The following is an 18,118-nucleotide window of genomic DNA, read 5'->3' on the forward strand; positions in this document are numbered from 1 at the left end:
GGTTTTCCTGGCCTCATTGCAGTGAGACCTGGCCCGGTCATTTAAGAGAAGCTGAAACAACCATCGCCCGCTCTATCGCTCAACTTGCTCAGGCACCGGCGGAGTGCTCTGAGCGAATTGAGATTTTAGTTCAGCAACCCTCCGATGCCGAACGTGTCAGTAAAATCTTGCATTTTTGGGATACGAACATGGACCGGGTACGGTTTCATCCATTCCCTACCAACGACGTCTGGATTCGAGATTATGGTCCAACTTTTCTAGTTCGCGACGACAACGCCAACGATGGGCTTGGAACTCTTGCTCTCGTAGATTGGCGCTTTGACGGTTGGGGAGGCAAAGGAGCAAGCTACTATGGAGCTCACGATGGGCTCGATAACCAGGTGCCACAACGCATTGCCCAGGCATTGGATATTCACCGATTTGAAGCCCAACTTGTTTTGGAAGGTGGGGCCTTCGATCACAATGGTGAAGGCACGCTCCTAACAACTCGAAACTGTCTACTCCATCGCCAACCAAAATCCGCAGAAACCGCCGACTTGCAGACTCTGGAGAGTTTCGAAGAAGCTTTCGAAAGATACCTGGGAACTCAGCATGTAATATGGCTCGACGGCGTTGACTTCACAGGGGATGATACCGAAGGACATATCGATAATCTTTCTCGATTTGTTGCAAGAGACACGATTGTCACAGTTGTCGGTAACGACTCAAGCGACCCTCTCTACGAACAGTTAGAACTCAATTACAAACAGCTTCAAAACGCTCGCGATGCAAAAGGCCAACCGTTTAATATCGTGCGCCTGCCCTTGCCAAAGCCTGTTTGGTACAATTCGGTCTTTGAGGGTAAAGAAGGACGATGGAATTACCCAGCAAGCTACGGCAATTTTTATATTGGTAACAGCTGTGTTCTCGTTCCGACATTTTCAGATCACAACGACTTGCAAGCACTAAATATCCTGTCGAAATGTTTCCCAAAAAGAGAAATTATACCGATAGACTGTAGCCATTATATTTTAGGTCAAGGCGCCATTCACTGCTCAACCCAGCAGCAACCCGCACACATTCAAGCAAAGCCTGCCTTGTTCAACGCAGCCTAAAACTGACTAGCGGTTCTCAATAAAGTCGGGGCTATGGTCGAATAAGACATAAGCCACAAACTTCAGGGGTTCGGTTAAGTATGCCGCTAGCCCCGAATCAATCAGCCACCAATTCTTCTCAGAAAAAGACGAATTGGCCGCCGCACCGACTTCAACCCCCACGCTACTGTCACTGAAAACCTTTTCAAATGCATAAAGAGCCCGCCGAGAGTGATAAGCGTTGGTCACGATAATGATACGTTTATAATTATTGTCCAGAGCCCACTGTCGAGCATCGTAGGCTTCATCAAAAGTCGACCTTGCTCCGTCACCAAGAGAAGGCAGCAGAGCAACCGGCACACTTGACTCTAAGGATGCAGCCACAGCCTCAACCCACTCCATTTTCGTAGGATATTTAAGCCCGAATATTTTAGTCAGTCTTTTTGGGGTTGTCGTAACAAGGATACGAGGCGCGAAGTTATTTGCACCCAATTCAAACGCTCGAACTAGACGCTCTAGCCTCGGCGAACTCAAAACAACAATGGCATCCGCTCCTGGTGTCGCATTATCTTTGCGAAAAAACAGCGCGTAGGCCTCCAAGATACTCGCGTGTTGCCATATCAAAAGCCCACAAGCTAAAAGCGCTCCTGCGAAAATCTTTATGAGTCGTTCCTTTGTCATCTTACTGGCCATTAAACCCAACCTGCCTAGTAAGGCAAATCGGCATCAAATCAGCTCAGAACGGTTAAGCAGATAGTCCCACGTTTTTTCAACCAAGCTACGCGAATCTCCACGTCTTCGTCCTACGGCTACTTCACCGGGCCCACCGACATACTCACACCAGAGCCTTAAGTCCTCCAGTCCCTCCACCCGGCTAACGGGAGCGCAATAAGCGGTATCATCGCGAAAACGGGCATCACTCAAAACCTGGTCTCTGACCATGTATAAGAAACTTGAGCGAGTTAAAATGGGGCTACCCTTGCTGTTTCGCTTGCCGGACCATGCAAGTGCTCTACCGAGCGCAGCGGGCAAGGAACGCTTATTTGCCTCCAGGCCACATGCGACTAGAATTTCATTGCTGAAATTCCCCGAAGCAACCGGCTCATCGTCTGTGACGAAATAGATTCGACCCATGGTTGCTTCATGTTCCACAGCTGCTTGCGCACCGACTACAAAATTTAGAGCGTGAACTGTTTCGAGCAGATTTTTGCCACCCGCGAAATAAGCAATGCGTTGATTCATCGATGGGCGAAGAAGCGTGGGCAGGTTGTTGGTATCTCCTGCCCCCCAGACCCATGGCGGTCTTAAAACAGTTGCCCCGGAGTGCTCAGCCAAGACCACTTGTTCGGCTTGAGCTTTAGAGCGTGCGTAGTGATCAATGAAGTTACTTGGGTAGGCTAGGCTTTCGTCACCATCAACAACATTCTCGTCCTTGAGAATAACCGCCTGCGTGGAGCAAAAAATAAATCGCGGAACCTTCTGGCAAGCAGCTACCAACTTGCGAGTTCCCTCAACATTAACTTGCTCAAATTGTTCCCACTCGCCTTTAAACGAGGCCCGCGCGGCATAGTGGAAACATGCATCTAGCCCCTTGGCAAAGTGGTTCATGGCGTCTTGATTGGCTAAATCCCCGACCACCACCTCGACTCCGTCCGGAGCCGTCTGCGACCACGGATGGCTTTCTCTCACCAATACCCGCACCGCTTCTTCACGCCTAACGCACCGCGCAACGTGTACCATGCCAATAAACCCTGTGGCTCCCGTGACCCCCACCAGCATGCGAATCCCCTTCTAAAACAGTGCAATAGCGACCGATATGCAGCCGTAAGATAATTGGGTTGCCAGGTTTTAGACAAGCAAGTATGTCCTGCTTGAAGTCAGACCATGCCCTGGTTTGAATGAGATGTTATTCGGGAGATTCAAGACATGCAATCCAGCGATATTCTAAGCGTCTACATACGCTCTTTTGCCGTACTTTCGCTATCAGTCGTCCTCACGGTTGGCTGCAGCGACGCGGAGACAGCTGCTCCGAAAAATCCAGGCAGCTCTGATACCACAGACTCAACGAACTCCGACGCTTCCAATTGTCAGCCCGGTGATAATACGACTCCGGGCAGTGATAGTGGAGCGGACAATACCGGAACAAATACCGATGACGGTACCCCTGGAACAGACACCGACGACGGCAATACCGGAACCAATTGCGAGCCCGATACAGACCCAGGTGACTCAGGCAGCACCGATACGGGGAACGACAACACTGACAGCAATAACAACAGTGATTGTGACCGAACCGGGTTTTCCACAGCAAGTCATCAGGCAAGTTACGCAACCAATGCATTCCAATACGAAGCACAAAACTCACTGGGTTCGCCTCGAGATCTGCTGATGCTCAGTTCGTTCCAGGGCAACTTTAACGGACCCACTGAGCCAGGCACCTATTCAGTTGAAGGCAGCAACTACGCAGATTGCGGACTGTGTCTTCTTGCACTCACCGGCTGCACTGAAGGCGGGACATGTGAAAAGTATTTCTACGCAGATGTGGGAAGCGTTACCATCACAGAGTTTGGACAAAATGGTGAAACATTCGCTGGCGAGCTAAACTCCGTTGTTTTTAAAGAAGTCACCATCGACCCTGATACTTATGTTTCCACGCCTGTTGCGGGTGGAGAGACATGGTGCATGAATGGGCACAGCTTCTCTTTAACGGTTGGACAAGATCCAACAGTCCCCGGTACCGGTTCGGGTGATAACGGCAACACCGACACGGGTGACACAAACAACGACAACGGCAACGACTCAGGGACAGACAATGGAAACGGTGGAAACGATAACGGTTCAACCACTCCTGGCGATGGCGTCGCTGTACTCGGCAATGGCAACCACACCACCGCGGGCGTCACACTGACAGTCGTGGCCGGTACAGCTCAAGGCCTCAACGTTCCCCGTGACATTGCTTTTCATCCTCAACGCCCTGAAGAACTCTGGGTTATGAACTGGGGCGATTCCTCAGGGAGCATTCTTTTTAAATCAAATAGCACTGCGGTTTGGATGTGCAGCCAAGCTTATTACGGAACCTATGACGGCTGTGACCAAGGTTGCGGCGTTGAAGATCCTGATTGTGAAAATGGGAGCCAGCAAGTTTACAACAATTGCTCGCAAGGACACGAGCCAGACCCAAGTGACCCAACACGGTGCTACATGCCCGGAGGCCAGAACTCCTCTTCGGCAGTATTTCCGCGCTATCACAAGCGACTTGCCAACAGTCCAAACGATATGGACTACTCGACCAACCTCCACTTTTTCGCTCGCCCTGCTGCCATCGCATTTGGTGCGAACGGAAACTTTACATCAGCTCAGGAAGAAGACGGCTTCACCCAGCCGGACACACCTTACGACTTCATGGGACCCACCATGTGGAGTTCACAGTTAAATCTCTTCAACTCCGGACACTCCAGTCACCTCGACATGTTGCATAACAGTCCGAACAGCGTTGGCGTTGCTTGGGAAACCGCGAATGTTTACTGGATTTACGACGGCTATCACGGCTCCTTAACTCGATATAATTTCAACCAAGACCACGGCCCTGGCGGAACAGATCATACCGATGGTGAAGTGTATCGCTATGCTGACGGTCAACTGGGATATGAAGAAGGTGTTCCAAGTCACCTCGTTTACGAAAATGGAACTCTCTATGCCGCGGATACAGCCAACAATCGTATTGTGGCACTGAATACTCAGTCGGGCTCAATCGGCTCAAACATCCAACCCAACTATGATGGCACGGTTCAAAAGATGGTGAACAACGCCAATCTTTCTACGCTTATCAGCGGTGTCAATGTAGATGGAATGAGTAAGCCTTCTGGCCTAGAAATTCATGACAATATGTTTTTCGTATCCGATAATGAGACCAGCCGTATCTTTGCCTTCAACCGCGAAGGTCAGCTTCTTGACTGGATTGACTTAGACCTGCCACCGGATTCAATCATGGGCATGGCCTTTGACAACGCCGGGATGCTTTACGTAGTCGATGCAGAAGCAGAACAGATTCTACAGCTCTCGCCTAAGTGAGACGTCGACGCCGCATCACCAAGAGAAGCGGTAAAATAAACCACGGTAACACCGGTGCCGCACTGCAGCCCTCGGCTAAAGCGGTGCCGGTCAGTTCCTGCATTGCCAAGTGTGCATTCAGCTTCCCATAACCAAAGTCATAGTTTGGAACCTCACCGGTAAAACGGTCACTGGTTGAAGTTGCGTAGAGAATCTCCCGGAGACGCTCCAGGCTTAACTCAGGGTCATGCTCCAGCATTAAAGCGACCGTTCCTGCAACGACCGGTGAAGCCATGCTCGTTCCTTGGAAAGCAATGTAGCTATCGCGCTCTCCATAGGCGCCCTCAAAGACCATCACATTTTCGAGATATTGCTCCATCAGGTGCGGGAGATAATCGGAACTTAGAGGAGCAACAATAAACTGACCCGGCGCCATAATGTCTGGCTTAAATCCAGTCATGGCTTCATCTCGTGTCGGTCCGCGGCTTGAACTCCCTGCTCTATCACCTTCGACATCCGGGCTCTCAGCACCCTCTCCCAATGAGCTACGCGTCACATAAGAACCGACTGCGAGAACATTTGGATTATTTCCAGGAAAGCCAATACTCATCTGGTTATCGACCGTCAGATGGTTGCCCGTTGGAACATCAAGGTCTAGAAACCCGCCCGCGCGAACATCATTGGAAACCTCGATAAACCCGTCAACACGTACTGATTCGCCCGAGGGATTGGTAAGTTCCACTACAAACGCAACACCACCCTCAGCTCCATCGCTGTCCCAATCAGAGATGTAAACCCGAAAACACCGAGCACCTGCGGCATTTTGATCTGCAATCACATTCACATGCCCATAGACGCCCGAGGCGCTCGATAAGAGCTGAACCTCCCCCTCCGTTAACAAATCATTGTAACTATACAGGGAAGTCCAAGTAACATCGCTTGCAGAGTGCACAACACCCACACGAACCTGTAGGTTATGGTCACCATTGAACCAATAACTCGAGAGGTCCTGGAAAATCTCGATGGGTTCTCTTTCGGTCCCAACATAGTGGTCGAAGCCTACTCTAAAAGGGACCAACGTCGGCGTAGCACCCACCATACCTGTGGTATGAGTATAGGCTTGTGTTCTCTCCCAACCATTACCGTAGTCGATCCATCCCAAACCGCCTCCAGCACCTTCATTCCCGGCCGCAGCAACCAAAATCTTACCGGGAACCGTGCTGCCATCCGCCCGCAGCGTTAAGTTGGTCAGGCACTGGCTTGCAAGAGAAGTCGAGTCGTGAGGCCCGTAATGACTTCCCACACTCATATTGATCACGGCCGGTTTGTTCTGCTCGTAAGCTTGGCTAAAAACCCAGGCAGCTCCATCACAAATATGCCCGTCGCTTGCAGGCTCCGAAGTGGTCGCCCAGTCAGCGCCCACTGCTGGCAACTGAACAAAAATAAAATCGGCATCATATGCAGCGCCTTTATAAGGAAGACCTCCAACTTGCCCCCCACCTGCAATCCCCGCCACATGGGTACCATGGGTACTGGTCGTATTCTCAATTCGACACCCGGCCTCGATATCCTGCATGGTGCAAACATTTCCATAGGTCCATCGACCCCCAGGAGCATTGCCCGAAGTCGCAGATTGGTCCCAAATAGAAAGGACTCGATTCGAGCCATCGGGACGCTTAAACGCACTGTGGTCCAAGTCGAAGCCGCGATCTATCACGCCCAAGATCACACCTGCCCCAGAATAAGAGGCGTTCAATGGCTTAGCCCCACTGTGAATTAAATCCACACCAGAACCGATAAGAGCACGGTCCAAGGTGGGCTTCACCGGCCTTGTCGCCTCCATTCGAACAATGTCTTCGGATGCCTCCATGGCGTAAAACCCGTGAGCCGGCATGCGAACGGTCAGGATATCACCTGCAATCGTTCCAACAGTTCCGCCCATCGCCTCAATTTCATGAAGTGTCCCCATCACATTGTCGGTCTTCACAAAGAAAGAGAGAATGACTTCTGAGTTTTCGCGGTCAGCAAGTTGGAGCTGAGTGCGTAACTGTGCATCCACACGAGATTGGGTCTGAAGTAAGTTCGCCTGGGCTGGTAGGGCCTGGGCGAGGATAGTAACGGTTAAAAACCATCGAGTCAGTCGGCACAGGGCAAGTGCGTTCATGATTTCCCCCACTTTATTTCGGGTTTGATGGAGCGCAGATTACCTCCCCGACCGCCCAGGTGGAAGGGTACAAAAGAGCGAACCCGTATCTTTTGATCCCCCGTTCGAGGTTCAAAGTACACGATCGATGACCAAACCATGACATAAGTCCTCGTGATTGTTGCACATAGGTTACACACAGAACCTGGCGAACGCCTATTGTACTTTCATCCAAAGCTTTCGAGGAAGTGCGATGAAAACAAACAATCGAAACGTTAGAAGTAAAAGCTCAATGAGAGTGATTGAGAAGCTCACGATTCATGGAGACCCGGTGAGTTTTCGTGAGCTCTGCGAGCGAACCGTCTCACCTCAAACAGATTATCTCGTTTTAGATGTAGACCACACGACACACCTTCATCGAAATCTAGGTGAATTACTTGGCTGGGAAATCTGCGCACAGAATGCCTATGGGCAGGAAGCCCTAGACAAGCTCAACAGTGAGCGTGCTCCCGGGCGACTGCTTTTACTACGGGACAAGCCCCTCGACTCCCTCAAGTACCTACTCAGGGCCGCCAAGAGCTGGGCGATACCCGGACTGTTTTATTTTGTTTGGGCCAAGTGGCTTAACCGCTTAAAGTCCACCCGCCCTTTGGCTTACCTGCGGTTTGGACTTGAACCCACCCAAGGTATTCAGGCAGTTCCACAACATCGGCTACTCGAGCAACTCTCCAGTATTCCCCTCACCAAACTGCGCCATATGGCTGACCGAGTTTGGAAGCGTCACGAAGACGACCAAGTCATCAAGCGTGAAGACCTGGTGTGGCTGCGAAACCGTTGCCCGGGGCTTACCATCATTTTATCCAGCGCGTCACCTCAACCCGTTCTTGAAGCAGCAGCTAGAAACCTAGATGTAGACCATATTTTCTATACCCGCGTGGAGGAGCATGAAGGATTTCTGAGCCACCCAGCATCCAGTTATGGAGCCGTCAGCAAAATTCCAAGGCGGATTTCACCATTGAAGAATCAAGAAGTTAACTCTAGAACCAACAAAATATCAGCTCTTGAAAAGCAATTCCCGGAGATATTCAAGGCCTCCACCCACACTGTAGGAATGACCGACACCGGCTATTGCGAGGACCACTGCTGGGCCAACCATTTCGATGTAGTTGTGGATATGAACAGCACAGATCCCTTTCCCCCTATCATCGAAAGCACAAGCCCTTGTGAGCATATTCACAGTGCAGAAGTATTAAGCCGTAAAGAGCAAAGAAGCCGTGACACCGAAAACAGCGATTTCCGTGACCCACGACGGCCAAGCTTGGCTCCAAGTAAAGCCCAGCAATTCCTAGACAGTGATCTTGAGAGAATTCTGAATCCGTACCTAGAAAAAGTGAATCAACTTTCTCTAGCCTTTGATAAGCGTCAAAATTCATTAGCTCCGCAGCTCTTATCCGAAGAGAACAGTTTGGTCTCTGCCCAAGCAGCGCTTGAGCGAATTGTTCAAGAATTCAACTGCACCGTCGGTCCTGATAAAAAACGCGTATTTTCGGCATTTCGTAAACATACTCGCATCGCTAAGCAGGTGTCGTCTCGTATGACAAAGAAGCTTAGACCGTTGTCTTTGTTAAACTGCAAAATCAGCAATGTTTTGGAAGAAGCAAGATTGGCCGTGCACTGTCCGCAGGTCTAAAATATTACGCTGCCATTTTTTCCAACCACTGAATCCACTTCTCAACCTTGGCCTCCCAGCGGTAAGTTTCACGGCAATAAGCAACCTGCTCTTGAAGATGTTTTTCAACACTTTCTCGATCACCACCTGTGACATCTTCAATGGATTGAACAACTCTGTCTATAAACGCAGCTTCATATTCAGGTGAACCTGGAGACTCCTTGAGGAGTTTAGCGTAACCTGCGGTCGTTTCAGGCAGCGCTCCAAGATCACTACTCACAATCATGCAGCCACTTGCCATCGCTTCCATCATCGCCACACAGGCTGTCTCGGCAAACGAATTGCTATAGGCAAGCAGAGTCGCTTCTTTGAGCTCTCTGGCCAACTGCGGCTGTGGCACCGGGCCGACATATTCTATACCTGGTGTATTCCTGCAGGTTTCGTAAAGGTTTGAGTATTTATCGTCCACATCATCCATCTGATAAATCTTCATACTCGAAAACACACGGAGCTTCGCATTGGGCACCCGTTCACGAATCGCCGGGAAGGCCTTGACCAAAATATCCAAACCACGAAACGGTGTACTCGTATAAACCAAGGTTGGATGCTCGCTCATAGCATCTACGATTTTATCTTCAGTGGTAAACACTCTCTCAAAAGCCGGGGCGATCCCCATCCCGAGGTTCACACACCGCTCAATATCTAACTCATACTTCTCTGCGATTGTTTCAAGCTGCCACTGCCCCATAAAGATAAAGCCGTTCCAAGCTTTCTTGTTCTCAAGGTCAGACAAGCCATTGTGATGAGGCTGGTTCGCTGCATGCCCCGTCCATAAATAGAGCCTCGTTCCTAAAGGTACCCAGGGCCTCAATTGCTGTGCCGCATCACTTGCGGATAAAACAACAACGGCATCTGCTTTAATAAGAGAGAATATTTCTCTCAATTTGGGACCATCTAAAGAGAGCGGAATACACTGGACGCCACGGACAGTCTGGACCTTGGTCGTATTGTTTATCAAAAACACATGGTGTCCAGCCTTCGCCATCGATTCAGCCAAATAGCAAAGACCCGATTGAGTACCCCCCAAAGGGCGCTCTCGAGGTGTTTGAGGGGTGTAGTCCCAATCAATAAAATCGATAAAAGCAATGCGCACAGTTTCCTCCAAGAGCCACATTATGATCTAGGCCTTAGAGCACCGCAAGCATCGTTTCCAACGTCCTACTTGGGCAAAGCTAGAGAATACGGTATGGAACATCTGGCTGTGAGCACGCTACCAGGAAAAACATGTGTTGCCTCTGGTTTGGCATCAATTAAAGGATTAGCTATGAGCGACCATCTATCTTGCTTTGAAATCGAGCCCACGAAAGGGCCACAACTCGGTTCCGTCATCTGGATGCATGGATTAGGTGCAACCTCTCAAGACTTTGTCCCCGTCGTCCCTTACCTGCATTTAGCCGACGTCCGATTTATTTTTCCTCAAGCTCCCGACAGCCCTGTGACGCTCAACGGCGGTATGCGCATGCCGTCTTGGTACGATATTCGCACCCTCGAAGAAACCGCCAATCGAGAATCAGAAGAAGACATTCGAAGCACGGCTATTGAAATTGAAAAGCTCATAGCGCGCGAAAAAGAGCGCGGCGTTCCCGCCAATAAGATTATTATTGCTGGCTTTTCTCAAGGTGGCGCCATCGCCATGCATGTAGGGCTTCGTCACGCCGAAATGCTTGGGGGCATCATGGCCCTGAGTACTTACATGGTATTGCCCGAAACTCTCGAGCAAGAAGCCAATGCTGCCAACGCCCTGACCCCATTGCTAACGTGTCATGGGTCGCAAGACGATGTTGTCCTCCCAAGCCGTGGCCGCAAGTCTCACGACCAAATTGCAAAGTGGTGTCCCGAAAGACCGATGGAATGGCACGACTACCCAATGGGCCACGAAATTTGCCTTGAGGAAATCAAAGTGATTGCTCGCTGGATGTGGCAATGCTTCGGTAAGACATCGGTCTAGGCTCAATAACCCCTCGTTCTTAATGCCCTATTACATAGTTTGACGACTAAAGAGCGGACCAAGCTTTGCCCTCTATGTATGGTTGGATAAAGACAAGTTCTATTTCATCCTATCGGTAACGCTCCAGTCGGGAGCCGACCAACAAGAGGGCTACGATGAGTTTTGCTGATACCAACCTGATGTCACTTGATGTCCACACGTTCAATCCCGAACCGTTTTACAATTACCTACGCGATGAAGAGCCGCTTTATTGGGATAAAGAAAGTGAGCTCTGGGCTGTAGCTCGATATGAGGATGTCGTGTTTATCTCTAGAAACACGGATATCTTTTGTTCCGGTCAAGGGGTTGTACCCAAAGTCTCACCAGAGGATTGGCCAGATGAGGCGATGATCAACCTTGATGGCAGAGCACACACCAAGCAGCGTGCACTCGTTAGTAAAGGCTTTACTCCTAAACGCGTCAACGATCTTGAAGGATACGCCCGAGAAGTCATGATTGGCTTGGTTGAAAAGGTGATCAAAGACGGCGAGTGCTGCTTAGTACAAGATCTCGCTCGACCATTGCCTATGCGCCTCATCGGCAAGATGCTCGATTACCCACTCGAGAAACAAGACGAGATTCTAAAGTGGACCGACGTCTACACACATGCTGGATGTGGACCTGACCACATCACCGGTGACGTCATCGAAAACTTTGGTAACTTCACTGAATTCCACATGGAGTTTCTCCAGGAAAAAATGGAAAACCCTGGGGATGACCTGCTTACCGTATGGCTTAACGCTGAACTTGACGGTGAAAGCCTTGGACCTGAAAAGCTACTTTTTGAGCACAACCTACTTTTGGTTGGCGGAAGCGAAACAACTCGCAACGCCATCAGCGGTGGTATGCAAGCTTTGATGAATCACCCAGAGCAGCAAAAGTACTTGGTCGATAATCTCGATAACCCCGAAGTCGTCAACAATGCGGTAGAAGAAATGATCCGCTGGTCAACGCCTTTCGTTCGAATGGCTCGTACATTGACCAAAGACTACGAATACCACGGTAAGCAAATGAAGGAAGGGCAACAAATTATCATGCTCTACCCGGCTGCGAACCGAGATCCTAAGGTCTTCGAAAATCCAGACCAGTTTGACATCAAGAGAAAGTTCTCAAGACCTGCTGTCTCATTTGGCTACGGAAAACATTTCTGTATTGGAGCTTCGCTGGCCAGACTTGAAGTGAAAGTATTTCTACAAGAAGTCCTGCAAAGAATTCCCGATATGGCCAATCACACGGAAAAAGAAGCCGTTCAAAGTCCATCGTGCTTCATCCGAGGGCTCAAGACTCTTCCTGTTACCTTCAGCAGAGATTAATTCGGTCGCGTAAAAACCCAGTTGGAGTCGGTAGAGAGAGCTTCGCGATAGGTATAACCACCGATATCGAAATTCTTCATGCCCTCCGGCTCGGTTAGCCGTTCATCGATGATATAACGTGCCATCATTCCACGTGCCCGCTTCGCCATAAAGCTAATGATTTTCGGTTCGCCATTCTTAACTTCTTTAAACACCGGCGTGATCACATCGGGTACCAACTTTTTTGCCCGTACCGATTTAAAGTATTCATTAGAAGCCAAGTTGACGAGGACTGGCTCATCATCTGCTTTCACTGCTTTGTTGATTGCTTCAGCTATCGAATCACCCCAAAAAGCATAAAGGTCTTTCCCTCTGGGATTAGCCAATCTTGTTCCCATCTCGAGGCGATAAGGCTGCATCAAGTCCAAAGGCTTTAAGAGCCCATAAAGCCCCGAGAGTATGCCTAGGTGTTTTTGTGCAAAATCGAGATCTGTTACATTCATCGTACCGGCATCGAGTCCTGTGTAGGTATCACCATTAAACGCCAAGACAGCCTGCTTCGCATTGTCCTTGGTAAACGGCGTGGAGAACGCCTGAAAACGAGCATAATTTAGTTCCGCTAGATTATCGCTGATTTTCATCAGTCCGCTTAAATCCTTGGGCTTAAGAACGCGCGTCGATTCCATCAGCTCTTCGGTGTCTTGAAGCATCCGTGGCATGGAGTGCTTCACCTTGGAGTCGAGAGCATCAAAGTTGAGTTTTTTTGCGGGAGATATCACTGCAAACATGAACACAGTTCCTTGTGAAAGACATGAGTGTTTGTGCCGAAGGGCGTGGGATGCGTCAAGCTTAGAACGAAGCCTAGAGCAGATCGTCGAGGTTACGCTTTACGTGCGGTTTACCACCACGATTTTCAAAGTCTTCAACCGCAGCCGGAATTCTTTTCTTAAGTCTTACAACATCGACCGGCTTGATAAGGATAAAGAAAATCTTTTTCTGCTCTAGAGCCTTAGAGGCCAGTGCATGACCCTTAAAATCAGTCATCACAATACGGGTTGCATAATTACCCGTCTCTTCAAGCTCTTCGAAAAACTCTATGGCGGTCATCCGGGCAAGCGATTGCTCAGCAACGATAACTTTGATGGGGTAATTATCCACCACACGAAAAGCCTCACGCACTGAAGCCGCAATGTGCACTTCGTAGTCTTCACACAGTATCTGTTTGATAACTCTGAGATTCAGCTCGTCTGGATCGAGGATCAAGAGCCTATCTTTGATCACTGCCGGGTTTTCATCGGAATTATTTTGTTCCTCAGACATGCCTCTACGCACTCCCGTGACTATAAATAACGTCCTAATCGCCTAGAATATAAAGCTATCTTAATTCAAACTGTCGAGCAATCGAGACCAGCATCACGACCAATCTCTTATTTAAGTTCTAACATAAACCGTCGATAGGATGATGTGGTGGAACTGCGCTTAAGCGCAATAATGGGAGGTAGAAGCCGTGATTGAGATGGCAAATGTCGCAGAAGATTGTCTAAGAGTCCGAAATGTTAATGAAGAGCGAGTACTTACAGCTGTAGGTCACTACGTGGACAGCGGGCTGGCTTATTGTTCGTGCGCTGAATGTGCACTGGATTTACTTGCCCTGGCGCTCAACCAGACTCCACCTCGATACGTCGCCAACGAGCTACTCATGGATCTCTACGGTGAGCGAAATGGCGCACTGACGGATAGCGATATCAAGCAAACCGTTCTTCGGGCTGCCACCCGAGTGGCTTCCAATCCACGTTGCGGAACGCCGATCAGTATGTGATCAGCCATTATTTTGGCTGAATCATCCATTCTATGGCGGAATCCGAAAATTATCCGCCTCGCCTATCGGGAACCTACCGATATTGTTACCATTTTGATTGCGCCCATATTGGCACAACCCCTGCATTGTTCAACATGTGCTGGGAAGAAGAGCCAATATACAACGGGAGCAAACGATGGAATCACAACTCTTAATCACAAGAGAACTTATGCAAAAACACATCTCTCGTATTGAAGATGAAGGGATGGCAACGCACATACTTGAAGCGATTGTTATCAACATCAAACGTGGGATGAAGTACGCAAAACTCACCCGCGGTCGTTCACTGGTTCTCTCGCTCTTCATGGTCACATCTGAACTGATGGTTCTACTTCCAGCCTATTTCTTCGACATGTGGGGCAAGAAATACAATCGTCTCGGAATCCGGGTCATTGCCGCTGACTTTATCCCGATGAGTCATGCCAAGAAATTTGGGAGTCCTTTAAAATTTGCAGGACAAACACCTCCCGGTGAGCTCAAAGACCTCCAGTACCAAATAAAGGTTTATGCCAATACGGTGAATAAGCTGGCTGCTGAGAAGAAGTTTCATATGGTGGCAGCCCATACTCACCATATGCTCACCCAGGTAGAGTCCATGGAAACATTCCACCAGGCACTTCTACCGATGGCGCGACACATTCTAGAATCAATTGGTTTTGCGGCCGTCAATGCCGCACGCTATGAAGACCAAAGTCAGAAACGAACCAACCGCCTCTGCGCGATGATGATTCAATTTCAAATATCAGGTGTGGTTCTCGCCCTCCCAGTGGACAAAATGGCTCAGAAAAGCCATCTCTTGGGAGCGGGTATCATTGAGAATGATGTTCCCTATATTCCTTTTCACAAAGCCTATCGTAAGCTCTCAGCATAACTTTTACGACGTCCATAAAGGCCTACCAGCCACAAGCAGCCCAACATCGCTGTCCAAAAAGAACCGCCGACTGCGTGGCAACCAGAGTCTGCCGATTCCTCTTCTTCAGCTTCCCTGTCTGAAATACAGTAACCACCCAACTCCTGACACTGATAGTAATCGGGACAAACCGCGCCCTCGTTACAGGGCCGCGTACAATAATTGTTGTGGCACATATTAGAGAGACAGTCAGCGTTACTTTCGCAAGCCGCACCAACTCTTAAGTCGTAAATCGATACACACTCATTGGTGACGTTTTCACACATAAACGAATCTGGACACGGCGCTAAATCCTCACAGGGTCGCGTACAGTAACCATCGCGGCACATATTCGATTCACAATCGGAGTCGGTTGTGCACTCTGCGCCAACTCGTAAAGTGTAGATAGGATCTGTCGGTGCACCGTATGCCCATTTCGGTGTGTCTACACCCGCGCCAGTTGTACCGTAGATAACCTTGTCTTTGATCCAGTCGCCCCAAGCCCGAACATACGTATAAATAGGCATCTCGCATCCAGCCGAACCGCGTGATGCGATGCCAACGACACGATGCTCAAGATCAAAGGCTGGTCCACCAGAATCGCCTTGGCACACACCCGTATCACCAATCATTTCCTGATAAGTTGTATAGGCAGGCGGGCATTCATCCGCCACGCATGCGACGTAAAGCCCATCGCGTCGTCGGCGTTGTCCACTTCCGCTTCCAGCACCATCTGTGGCACCGTAACCTACAGCGTAGTAACCATCGGATTGCTCTAAATCCACATCGACAGCAGCGATGCGAGGCGTTGCTTCAGCCGGATCCACAGGATTGTTCAAAATCATCAAGGCAATATCGTAACCACAAAAATCACTGCCTCCCGGTGGAACCAAAATCTCAGCTGTGGAGTAATAATCGTCCGGGCTTTGGGTAAGGCGTCGCTTGGTGGAGATGAAGAGACCTGATGGATCGTAGGATTGTCCAAAAGTCGTTGCGCCACAGAGAACGCCCTCTGAACTGGTCGGCGCCACACAATGTTGCGCGGTCAAGACCACGTTCGGGGCAATCAAAGTTCCACTGCAAATCCCTAAACTGTTGTTTGCCAATGAGACGATACCAACCACCGCGGTGTCTTCATTGTCGTTGTAACCGCCGCTGATGGCAGCAGAATCTTGTTCAATTGCCCCCGCTAATAGGATTGTAGGCTCTTCAGTGCCACAGGCAGTCAGTCCAACAAGAGCGAAAAATACAAGAAAGCCAGTAAAAGAAGGGAACACTCGGTGCAACATAGAATGGGTCTCCCAAAAAGCCGTATATGAACGAACTACAGATTTTATATCGATATGAGCAGGGCCCGGAGAGACTACGGGATCAAATCACGACCCGCAAGAGTATCAACTTGAATTTTCTTTGATTCTGACTTGACGCATCAAGCCGAATCAGTTGATTTGGAAATTATGGAAATGAGCTTTGCCGGCGGTTCTTGGAACGTCGTTTATCACATAGGAATCCTCCGCTTCCTGCAAGAAGACAGCGGGTTCGACCTCTCTCAATGGCAGTTCCTGGGAGCTTCGTCGGGTTGTATACCAGCGGTAGCCGCTGCCTGCGATATTCCCTGGCAAGAGGTCAAAGAAAGCTACGACCGTCTTGCCTCCAATTCTCGGGCATCTCGTACCGGCCCTATGTTTAAAATGTCGAAGTGGCAAAACGAAGCGATTTCCTACTCTTTCAATCGACGCCCACACGTCTACCGCAAGGCCCAAAAACGACTGCACCTTTGCGTGAGTCACTTCCCTCCTAAGAGTTATCAGCTCATTAATGAATTTGAGAGTAATTCGCATCTTCAAAATATCATGCTCGGGAGCTTTTTTATTCCTTTCTATTCAACACAAATGGTAAAGCATCGCGGACGTCTGTGTATTGACGGTTCATTCAGTAACAATAAACCCACACTGAGTGACCGAACCATTACTGCCAGTGCTGTAGATACATCAGCATCGGTTCACCCACGCACCCCTTACAAACCATTCAGTGGTTTTAAACCAAGGGACCCCAGCCGAGCCTGGAAAATGTACCGAGAAGGCTACGAGAACGCCTATTCTTATTTTGAGAAACATTCTCATTTTCATTTTGAGATAAAAAAAACGAAAAACAGTATTAACACCGACTCTAGGATTGACCTATAATAGGAGCCAAGCTATGGACCAACGTATAATGAAACTCGAAGAAACTGTTGCCTTTCAGGATGCTATCATCAGCAAACTCAATGACACCGTTGCCGAGCAGGGACTCTTGCTTCACAGGCTAGAATCTCAGCTCAAAACTCTGGATGCACATGTTCGTCAGGCAATGCCTTCGATGACCGTTGAAGCAAAAGACGATGTTCCTCCACCGCACTATTAAAGGAAGTAAGAAATGCAAGAATTGAATATTCAAGACGCATGCGACAAGCTCAACAAAATCATGAAGGCTGAATTGGCCGGCGTCGTTCGCTACACACATTACGCACTCATGGTTACCGGTCCGTACCGCTTGCCCATCGTAGAATTCATGCAAGCTCAAGCCGCAGAATCTCTAACCCATGCACAGCAAGCAGGAGAGATTCTTACCGGACTTGAAGGGCACCCAAGCCTCTCCATCGATTCGCTTGAGGAAAGCGGCAAGCACACCATGCGAGATGTACTCACTGAAAGTCTCGAGCATGAGCGTCATGCGCTTACGCTATATGCTGAGCTACTCGACGTTGTTTCAGACCGCAGCGTTTACTTGGAAGAGTATGCCCGCACCATGATCGGCCAAGAAGAACTGCATGTTATGGAAATCAAAAAAATGCTAAGAGACTTCACAGGCTGATTCAGCCTTGAACGCAGTGCGACATTCCTTACACTGCGAATGAAGACCCAACCAATCCAATCATCTCTGATGTAGGTCCTATTGGCTCGTTCCTCGAACCAATAAACCGTGGGCCGGGAGTCATCCCAGCCCAACATCATGGAGATGCATCCGTGCTTTTACGACTGCCCATACCAAGCGCCGCTGCTACGCTAGCAATCGCCATTTCATGCCTTATCCTCGGAGCATGCCGCGGTCCCATTAC

Annotated in this window: 17 protein-coding genes; 10 read left to right on the forward strand and 7 right to left on the reverse strand. The window is 49.4% G+C overall.

Features of this window, described 5'->3' with window-relative positions; all coding sequences use genetic code 11:
- On the forward strand, positions 1-1,094 hold a 1,094-nt coding region (locus HOK28_12630; protein ID MBT6433937.1), incomplete at its 5' end, for an agmatine deiminase family protein.
- Positions 1,095-1,100: 6 nt separating this feature from the next.
- Here the strand turns inward: HOK28_12630 and HOK28_12635 are convergent.
- Together HOK28_12635 and HOK28_12640 are read right to left on the reverse strand one after the other, a co-directional pair.
- Positions 1,101-1,766 (reverse strand): YdcF family protein, encoded by a 666-nt coding sequence (locus HOK28_12635; protein MBT6433938.1) that lies wholly within the window; start codon positions 1,764-1,766, stop codon positions 1,101-1,103.
- Positions 1,767-1,799: 33 nt separating this feature from the next.
- Positions 1,800-2,852, reverse strand: a complete 1,053-nt coding sequence (locus HOK28_12640; protein ID MBT6433939.1) for an NAD-dependent epimerase/dehydratase family protein — start codon at positions 2,850-2,852, stop codon at positions 1,800-1,802.
- Between the two features lie 147 nt (positions 2,853-2,999).
- Here HOK28_12640 and HOK28_12645 point away from each other — a divergent pair, with 147 nt between their 5' ends.
- Positions 3,000-5,144 (forward strand): hypothetical protein, encoded by a 2,145-nt coding sequence (locus HOK28_12645; protein ID MBT6433940.1) that lies wholly within the window; start codon positions 3,000-3,002, stop codon positions 5,142-5,144.
- Here HOK28_12645 and HOK28_12650 read toward each other — a convergent pair.
- Complete coding sequence (locus HOK28_12650; GenBank protein ID MBT6433941.1) at positions 5,137-7,287, reverse strand: S8 family serine peptidase; 2,151 nt, start codon at positions 7,285-7,287, stop codon at positions 5,137-5,139. The genes HOK28_12645 and HOK28_12650 overlap by 8 nt on opposite strands.
- Positions 7,288-7,519: 232 nt before the next feature.
- Between HOK28_12650 and HOK28_12655 the strand changes: the two genes are divergently transcribed.
- The gene (locus HOK28_12655) at positions 7,520-8,956 is read left to right on the forward strand and encodes a hypothetical protein (protein MBT6433942.1); all 1,437 of its coding nucleotides are present in this window, start codon (positions 7,520-7,522) and stop codon (positions 8,954-8,956) included.
- Between the two features lie 4 nt (positions 8,957-8,960).
- Here HOK28_12655 and HOK28_12660 read toward each other — a convergent pair whose 3' ends face one another.
- Positions 8,961-10,088 carry a glycosyltransferase family 4 protein gene (locus tag HOK28_12660; protein ID MBT6433943.1) on the reverse strand — a complete coding sequence of 376 codons (1,128 nt, stop codon included), beginning with the start codon at positions 10,086-10,088 and terminating at the stop codon, positions 8,961-8,963.
- Between the two features lie 171 nt (positions 10,089-10,259).
- Between HOK28_12660 and HOK28_12665 the strand changes: the two genes are divergently transcribed.
- Together HOK28_12665 and HOK28_12670 are read left to right on the forward strand one after the other, a co-directional pair.
- Positions 10,260-10,943 (forward strand): carboxylesterase, encoded by a 684-nt coding sequence (locus HOK28_12665; protein MBT6433944.1) that lies wholly within the window; start codon positions 10,260-10,262, stop codon positions 10,941-10,943.
- A gap of 155 nt (positions 10,944-11,098) precedes the next feature.
- Positions 11,099-12,295, forward strand: coding sequence for a cytochrome P450 (locus HOK28_12670; GenBank protein ID MBT6433945.1), 1,197 nt, complete (start codon positions 11,099-11,101; stop codon positions 12,293-12,295).
- Here HOK28_12670 and yaaA read toward each other — a convergent pair.
- Together yaaA and HOK28_12680 are read right to left on the reverse strand one after the other, a co-directional pair.
- Positions 12,292-13,062, reverse strand: coding sequence for a peroxide stress protein YaaA (gene yaaA, locus HOK28_12675; GenBank protein MBT6433946.1), 771 nt, complete (start codon positions 13,060-13,062; stop codon positions 12,292-12,294). The genes HOK28_12670 and yaaA overlap by 4 nt on opposite strands.
- A 73-nt stretch (positions 13,063-13,135) precedes the next feature.
- The gene (locus tag HOK28_12680) at positions 13,136-13,594 is read right to left on the reverse strand and encodes a response regulator (GenBank protein MBT6433947.1); all 459 of its coding nucleotides are present in this window, start codon (positions 13,592-13,594) and stop codon (positions 13,136-13,138) included.
- Between the two features lie 187 nt (positions 13,595-13,781).
- Between HOK28_12680 and HOK28_12685 the strand changes: the two genes are divergently transcribed.
- Both HOK28_12685 and HOK28_12690 read left to right on the forward strand, forming a co-directional pair.
- Positions 13,782-14,093 carry a hypothetical protein gene (locus HOK28_12685; protein ID MBT6433948.1) on the forward strand — a complete coding sequence of 104 codons (312 nt, stop codon included), beginning with the start codon at positions 13,782-13,784 and terminating at the stop codon, positions 14,091-14,093.
- Positions 14,094-14,268: 175 nt separating this feature from the next.
- The gene (locus tag HOK28_12690) at positions 14,269-15,003 is read left to right on the forward strand and encodes a hypothetical protein (GenBank protein MBT6433949.1); all 735 of its coding nucleotides are present in this window, start codon (positions 14,269-14,271) and stop codon (positions 15,001-15,003) included.
- Here the strand turns inward: HOK28_12690 and HOK28_12695 are convergent.
- Complete coding sequence (locus HOK28_12695) at positions 14,982-16,310, reverse strand: S1 family peptidase (GenBank protein ID MBT6433950.1); 1,329 nt, start codon at positions 16,308-16,310, stop codon at positions 14,982-14,984. The two genes, HOK28_12690 and HOK28_12695, sit on opposite strands and share 22 nt — an antisense overlap.
- A 132-nt stretch (positions 16,311-16,442) precedes the next feature.
- On the opposite strand from HOK28_12695, the gene HOK28_12700 reads away from it, so the two are divergent.
- From HOK28_12700 to HOK28_12710, 3 genes are read left to right on the forward strand one after another with little or no spacing between them, the layout of a single operon-like run.
- Complete coding sequence (locus tag HOK28_12700; GenBank protein ID MBT6433951.1) at positions 16,443-17,207, forward strand: hypothetical protein; 765 nt, start codon at positions 16,443-16,445, stop codon at positions 17,205-17,207.
- Between the two features lie 13 nt (positions 17,208-17,220).
- Entirely contained in the window at positions 17,221-17,424 is a 204-nt protein-coding gene (locus tag HOK28_12705; protein ID MBT6433952.1) for a SlyX family protein, read from the forward strand.
- Positions 17,425-17,436: 12 nt separating this feature from the next.
- Entirely contained in the window at positions 17,437-17,874 is a 438-nt protein-coding gene (locus tag HOK28_12710) for a bacterioferritin (protein MBT6433953.1), read from the forward strand.
- The last annotated feature ends 244 nt before the right edge of the window (positions 17,875-18,118 follow it).

Source organism: Deltaproteobacteria bacterium, from assembly GCA_018668695.1.
In the GTDB taxonomy this organism is placed as follows: domain Bacteria; phylum Myxococcota; class XYA12-FULL-58-9; order XYA12-FULL-58-9; family JABJBS01; genus JABJBS01.